Annotated in this window: 2 protein-coding genes and 1 pseudogene; all 3 read left to right on the top strand. The window is 64.8% G+C overall.

Annotation, left to right across the window (positions count from 1 at the left end; all coding sequences use genetic code 11):
• Nucleotides 1–3,202 (top strand): annotated as a pseudogene (gene tssM / locus VMJ11_RS32565) (type VI secretion system membrane subunit TssM); the annotation flags it as partial.
• A gap of 9 nt (nucleotides 3,203–3,211) precedes the next feature.
• A complete protein-coding gene (gene icmH / locus VMJ11_RS32560) occupies nucleotides 3,212–4,507 on the top strand; it encodes a type IVB secretion system protein IcmH/DotU (RefSeq protein WP_325625174.1) in 1,296 nt (431 codons plus the stop codon).
• A gap of 492 nt (nucleotides 4,508–4,999) precedes the next feature.
• Nucleotides 5,000–7,384 carry a cellulose biosynthesis cyclic di-GMP-binding regulatory protein BcsB gene (bcsB, locus tag VMJ11_RS32555; protein WP_325625173.1) on the top strand — a complete coding sequence of 795 codons (2,385 nt, stop codon included), beginning with the start codon at nucleotides 5,000–5,002 and terminating at the stop codon, nucleotides 7,382–7,384.

The raw sequence follows: 7,384 nt of genomic DNA, 5'->3' as shown, positions 1-7,384 counted from the left end.
CGACCGAAGCCGCTGCGACGGACGATTCCACCGCAAAGGCCACGACCAGCACGCCGGGAACCACCCGACAGGCAAGCGACGACTACGAGCGCATCGACGCGGCGGAGTGGGGAGGGTTCCTCGAGCTTTTGCGCCGCCATCGTCCGCGCGCGCCCATCAACGGCGCGCTCGTATCAATCAGCCTCGACGTGCTGACCGATCCGGATCCCGCTGTCCGTGCAATCGAGGCCGACGCGCTGCGCGCACGTCTCGCCGAATTGCGCGCAACACTCGGTATTCGCTTTCCCATCTACGTGCTGATCACGCAGACGGACCGCATGCCCGGCTTCGCGGATTATTTCAGTTCGCTCACTGAGGAAACGCGCGCACAAATGTGGGGCTTCACGCTGACGCTCACGGGCGGTTCGGCGCAGGCCAGCCTCACCATGAGATGCGACGGCGAGCTTCGGCAACTGGCCGCGCGTCTCGAGAGCAGCGTCAATACCCGCCTCGAGGACGAATACGATACGGATCGCCGTCGCCGCCTGGCGGCGCTCCCCGAGGCATTTGCAGCACTCTCGGCGCCGCTCGTCGAACTCCTGTCACAACTCTTCCTCGATTCGCGCTACGACGACACGCAGTTGCACGCGACGCTGCGCGGCGTGTACTTCACGAGCGCGGCGCAAGGCGGCTCCGCGGTGGTTGCAGAGCCGCTCACGATCGTGCAGCACCTCGCCACGGGACTAGGCAAGGATATCGTCACGCATCCTCCTCGCGCTGAAGGTCATCTGAGCTACTTCCTGCATGACCTGTTCACGAAAGTCGTCTTCCCGGAAGCCCATCTCGTCAGCCCGAACCTGCGCTGGGAATACCGCTTCCGCGTATTGCGACTGCTCGGCCACGCGCTCGCCGTGCTGCTGTTCGTGTGGCTCGCGTTCGGCCTGCGCGTGAGCTTCGGCAACAACACCGACTATCTCGACGCGATCCGGCACAAGACTCAAACGCTCGCGGCACGCGTCACGCAGCTCTATCGCGACCCGAAACCCGAAGCGGTGCCAGACACGCTGAGCGACGCCCGCTATCTGCCAACGCTGACGGCCCTCGACCTTTCGAATCCGGATGGCAGCTATCGTTACGGCCTCTACACGGCGCCCGGCATTGTCGATGCGAGCCACAGCACATACTTTGCGCTGGAGAACAACCTGCTGCTGCCGCAGATCGTTCACCGCATGGAGGACGTCATCTCGAACTCGATCGCGACGAAAGACACCAAAAGCACGTTCAATGCGCTGCGCGTCTATCTCATGCTGTATGACAAGGCAAAGTTCAACGCCGACGACGTGAAGGCCTGGGTGCTCGACGACTGGGCGAAAACCGATAGCGCCTCGATCTTCGGCGGTCGCGCCACGATGATCGAGCATGTCCAGCAGCTTTTCTCGGGCGAGCACGTGGTGCAGTCGCCGCTGATCCGCAACGACGCGCTGATCCAGGAAGCGCGCGCGTTCCTCGACTCGAGCAACGCGACGCAACGGCTCTACGATCGCGCGAAGGCGGCCATGCAAAAGGATGCGCCCGACGAGTTCACGCTGCTGCGCGCGGTCGGCCCGCAAGCGGGCACGGTGTTCACGCGCGCGAGTGGCGGCCCGCTTTCGCGCGGCGTGCCGGGACTGTTTACTTTCGACGGCTACCGCAATCTGTTCGACAAGCGCCTGCGCGAGTTCGCGCAGGACGCGCGCGACGACGATGCGTGGGTAATGGGCCGCTCCTACCTGGGCGACGCTGAAAAAAAACGGCTGATTTTGTGAAATCCGCCGCCGATGCGGACGATACGGTAACAGCGGCAATCCGCCGGCTCTATCTCACGGAATATGCCCAGCAGTGGGACGCGTTCCTCGGCGACATCCGCACCGTGCAGGGAACCAGCCTCTCTTTCAACTTGCAGGTCCTGCGCCAACTCGCCGCGCCGGATTCGCCTCTGGCGCGGCTTGCGCGGGCAGCCGCGCATGAAACGACGCTTACGCAGCCGATCGCGAGCGACGGCTCGATTCTCCAGAAAACAGCCGACAAACTCAGCAAGAACGCCGACAAGGCGCTCGGCATTCGCGCCGAAGAGCGCGTCGAGCGCGAACTCGTCGACAGCCATTTCGCCGCGCTGCGGGAAATGGTGACGGGGAGTGCAGAAGTTGGGGCCGACACCCAGGACAATGCGAGCGCCGCCGGCAAGACCGGACTCGATGGCGTGTCGAGCATGCTCAACGACTACTACACGGCGCTTACCGTGGCCGACAACGCGATCAGCAACAACAGCATGCCGCCTGCGAGCGACATCGCCGCGAAACTGAAGATGGCGGCCAACACCATGCCGGCGCCCTTTCGCGAAGTGCTGCTGGGCCTTTCCATCCAGGGCTCGCGCGAGGTGAATCAGGGGATCGGACAGCTGCTCTCGCGTCAAATGCAGAGCGTGGTGAGCGACGCGTGCCGGCTAACCGTGGAAGGCAACTACCCGTTCTCTCCCGAAAGCAAGCGCGAAGTGAGCATCGACGACTTCACGCGCGTCTTCGCCCAGGGCGGCGTAATCGACGACTTCTTCACCAAGAACCTCGCGCAATTCGTGGATACGTCGGTGAAGCCCTGGCGTTACCGCACGCTGCCGGGTTCCACCGATCCGGTGCGAGGCCCCGATCTGGAACCGTTCGAGCATGCAAAGGCAATCCGCGATGTCTTCTTTGGCGAACAGGGCAAGCAGCTCGTGTGGAAAGCGGAAGTCCGCGTACCGGAAATGGACCCGACCATCATGAGTCTTTCGATCGAAATCGATGGACAGAACACGCAATACCAACACGGTCCCGTCACTCCATTCAGCGTCAGTTGGCCCGGCCCGCGCGGCGGCGTGCATGCCGAGATCACGGCGAGCCCGCGCATCCGCCCCGACACGTCCACGATCGCAGCGGACGGCCCCTGGGCGCTTATGCGCCTCATCAGCAAGGGGCGGGCCATCCAGACCGCGACGCCCGGGCGCACGCGCGTCGCATTCGACTTCGATGGACGCAAAGCGGTCCTCGATATCGCCGGCACCGCCAGCGTGGCCAATCCGCTCACGAGCGACGTGCTCACGACGTTCCGTTGCCCGAGTTCCATGCCGCTGATCAGCCTGCCGGACAGCGGGCCGCCCGCGGGACTTCCGTCGGCCGGCACGCTGGCGACTTCCCTTGCGGGACACTGAGGACACGCGATGAACCCCACGAGGCAACCCAGCACATTCGCGAGCATCTACACCATTCCCCTTTCGCGCGCCGAGCGCCTGCAGACTGCCGCAGCGGCCGGCCGTCCGCTGCTCGAAGCTGCGCGGCCGCTGCTGCAGGCGTTGCGCGACCCACCAGCCGACCTGGATGCTGACGCCGTGCTCGCGCGCCGGCAGCGGCTGCTGAACGAAGCGAGAGCTTTTGAACGCGTGTGTGCCGGTCTCATGGTGCCGCGCGCCGCCGCCGACGACGCGCTGTATTGCCTGTGCTCCGCGCTCGATGAAGCCGCAATGCAAACGGCCTGGGGGAAAGGCGCCGCGACCGGAACGGAATGGAGCGCAAACGGTCTGGCCACGACATTGGGCTACGATCGCCAGGGTGACGACCGCGTTTTCGGCATGCTCAACAACGCGATGCGGGATCCTGACGCGCAAGGCGACATGCTCGAACTGCTACAGGAAATTCTCGCGTGCGGTTTCGAGGGCCGCTATCGTCGTGCGCAGGATGGGTCGCGCAGGCTGCAGGACATTCGAAACAGCCTCGGCCGGTTGATCAGGATGACAGAAGAAACGCCGCGTGCAGCGCGTCGCAATACCCGATCGACGCGATCGACGAGACAACGCCCGTCCGAGCCCGAGTCCAGGTCTGAGTCCGAATATGACATCGATGTTGTCGCGTTCCGCATGGCACTGGCGCCAGAGCGTCCGCGCACCAGCCAGCCGAGGCGTCTCAAATGGCTTGTTTTCGGGGCGCTGGCAGCCGCCTTGCTCGCGGCTGGCGCGTATTTTCTGCCCGGCTGGTATGCAAGCGAAGTCGCACGACGGCATGTGAATCCGATTCCCGCTGTCGCCCAGCGTATCGAAAGCCTGATGCCTGTCGAGATCGCGACCCACGCGGTATCGCTCCAGGAGAACGACGATCATTCCCGCCTCGTCATCCGCGTCGATGGCATGTTTGCGCGTGGCGAGTTCTCACTGAATCCCGCCGCCATCCCGCCACTCTCGCAAATCGGCCACGTAATCGCAGCGGCAGGGCCGAACTTGCTGATCCACCTGACCGGCTATACGGACAATACGCCGTTGGAAAATACGAACGGCTTGACCAATCAGTCACTCTCGGCCCTACGCGCTCAGAGCGTCATGAAGACGCTGACCGATGCCGGAATATCGCCGGAGCGCATAACCGTGAATGGCAATGGCGAGTCGTCACCGCTCGATGACAACAATACGCTCGAGGGACGTGCGCGAAACCGGCGCGTAGAGATAGCCGTAGAGCAATGGCGATGAACTTCACACGCGTCGCCACCCATTTCCACCAGTCATCGCGCAATCGTACGATCGATTCAATTGATACGCCATCCTGATTAATCAGGCGATACTGGCGGCGGTCATTCGAGGCAGTGCACGGCTGGGCAGCCGTACACCGTCTGAATCACGTTCCCCTGCCTCCACACCCGCAAGGCACGCGTTGCACTTTCGCAACGCCATCGCAGTACGTTACACGATCCAGAATTGTCAGGCGCCCCCCAAGGACCCGCTTGCCTTTGCACTCGAATGTAAAATTCGGCCGCTGTACCGCGCCAATCGGTCATCTCGACACCTCACGCAATGCGCATAAGCCGCGCACACTCATAGGGCGCGATCCGTGGCACTCAGCTAAACTCACCCAACGTCGAGGCAGTATCGAAATAGCTGGCGGCGTGTGTCCGCCTATATCCCTGGTAGCTGCCTTGGCAATGCAAGCGGCAGCTACCTCGAAGAAGAGAAAGGTCTGTTGCGATGCGACTATCCATTCAAGTTGGGCTGGGCGCACTCGTCGCCGGATTGCTGCTTGGGTCGAGCCTTTTCGCGGCGGACATATCAGCCATTGCGGCCACGCCTGCCGCAAAGGCGGCGAGCGCAGCAAGCGGCGTACCCGCTAGCGCGCCAGCCGCGGCTTCTGCTGCCGTGACCGGGCCTGTCGTCATCCAGACCGCGCCTGGCACCGTCCTGCCTCAGGCCGCCGCGCCCACGGCGCTTGGGCCTGCGCGCACGCGCACCTTCACGCTGCGCCAGATGGGCGTGTACGACCCCATCGCGCTGCGCGGCCTCGATCCCACCGCCAGCATGAACGTCGACGTGCGCACCGACGAGGTCGTGACCGGCGCGAAGCTCAAGCTCGTCTACACGTACTCACCTTCGCTGATCTGGTCGCTTTCGCATCTCAAGGTGTTCGTGAACGGGGAAGTCGTCGCGACGATTCCGCTCGTCAAGGAGACCGCCGGGCAACTCGTCGCGAGCGAGATCAATCTCGACCCGCGCCTTTTCACCGACTTCAACCGCATCAGCGTGCAGATGATCGCGCACTACACGCTCGATCATTGTGAGGATGCCTATCACTCGAGCCTGTGGGCCGACGTAAGCCCGGAAACGACGCTCACGCTCGATACCGCCGGCATCGTCCTGCCCGACAGCCTCGCGCTGTTGCCGGTGCCATTTTTCGACCGCCACGACAACCGACTCGTGCGCGTGCCGTTCGTGCTCGCTGCCAACGCGGGCGTGCCCACGCTGCGCGCGGCCGGCGTGGTCTCGTCGTGGCTCGGCGCACTCGCGAGCTATCGCGGCTCGCGCTTCGCGGTCACGCGCACCGCGCCGCCCGATGCGAACGCGATCGCGCTCGTGCTCCCCGACCAGGTGCCCGAAGGGCTGAACCTGCCGGAAATCAAGGGCCCCACGATCTCGGTGATGCCCAACCCGGCTGCCGATCCGCAATCGGGCAGAAAGCTGCTCGTGATCGCGGGCCGCACGCCCGAGGAGCTGGAGAACGCCGCCAACGCGCTCGTGCTCGGCCAGGCCGGCATGGCGGGCAGCAGCGTGACGGTGCAATCGGTCGATCTCGGGCCGGCCCGCAAGCCCTACGATGCGCCGAACTGGGTGCCCACAGATCGCCCCGTGCTGTTCCGCGAGCTGGTGAGCGACCCGCAGCAGCTCCAGGTGTCGGGTTACAACCCGCCCGCGATCCGCGTGAACCTGCGCGTGCCCGCCGATCTCTACGCGTGGGCGCAGCGCAACGTGCCGCTCGACGTGCGCTATCGCTACACGGCGCCCTCCGCGTGGAACGATTCGGTGCTCAACGTGAGCATCAACGACCAGCTCGTGCGCTCGCAGCGCCTGCGCCCCGTCACGCGCGCCTCCGACGAGGCGCGCATCAGCGTGCCGCTGATCTCGGGTTCCGACGCGCGCGCTTCGGCTAATCTGGAGATTCCCGCGTTCCGTGTGGGCAGCGACAACCAGTTCCAGTTTCAGTTTCACATCGATTCGCAGAAGACCGGCCTGTGCACCTCCACTGCAGCCGACGTCGCGCGCGCGGCGGTCGATCCCGACTCGGTGGTCGACTTCAGCGGCTTCGCACACTACACCGCGCTGCCCAATCTCGCCTACTTCGCCAATAGCGGTTTTCCGTTCACGCGCATGGCCGATCTCTCGGATACGGCCATCGTGATTCCCGACGCCCCCGACACAAAAGACCAGGAAGCCGTGCTCACGATGCTCGGTCACATGGGTCAGTGGACGGGCCTGCCCTCGTTGCGCGTGACAATCGTGCCCGCGAGCCAGGTGGATAGCGTGCGCGCGCGCGACCTGCTCGTGATCGGCTCGGGGTCCGCCGCGCAACTGCTCGCGAAGTGGGGCAAGGACTTGCCGCTCCTCATCGAGCGCGGCAGGACCGAGGTGACGACGCGCGATCAGAGAAGCGGCTGGCCGGGCTGGCGCGGCGGCACCGAGGATGAGGACCTGACGCCATCGGGCCGCTCGATCGTCACGCTCGGCGGTCCGATAGCGGCGCTGATCGGCTTCGAGTCGCCGCTCGAGGCCGGCAGAAGTGTGGTTGCGCTCACAACCACCTCGTCGGCCGAACTGGGCGACGTGCTCGACGCGTTCCAGGACAGCGGCAAGATCACGCAGATGCACGGCGACCTCGCGCTCGTGCGTCACGGCCAGGTCGAGGGCCTGCGCGTAGGCGAGCGCTACTTCGTCGGCGATCTTCCGTGGTATGCACGCGCGTGGGTGCATATCTCGCGCTACCCGTCGCTGATGGCGCTCGCGGGCATTCTCGCCGGCCTGATCGTCGCGCTCACGGTGTTCTGGGCGCTGGGCCGCATGGCATCGCGCCGCACCGGGGACTGA

Origin of the sequence: Paraburkholderia sp., from assembly GCF_035501035.1 — a bacterium.
GTDB lineage: Bacteria > Pseudomonadota > Gammaproteobacteria > Burkholderiales > Burkholderiaceae > Paraburkholderia.
This window is presented reverse-complemented; position numbering and strand designations above follow the sequence as displayed.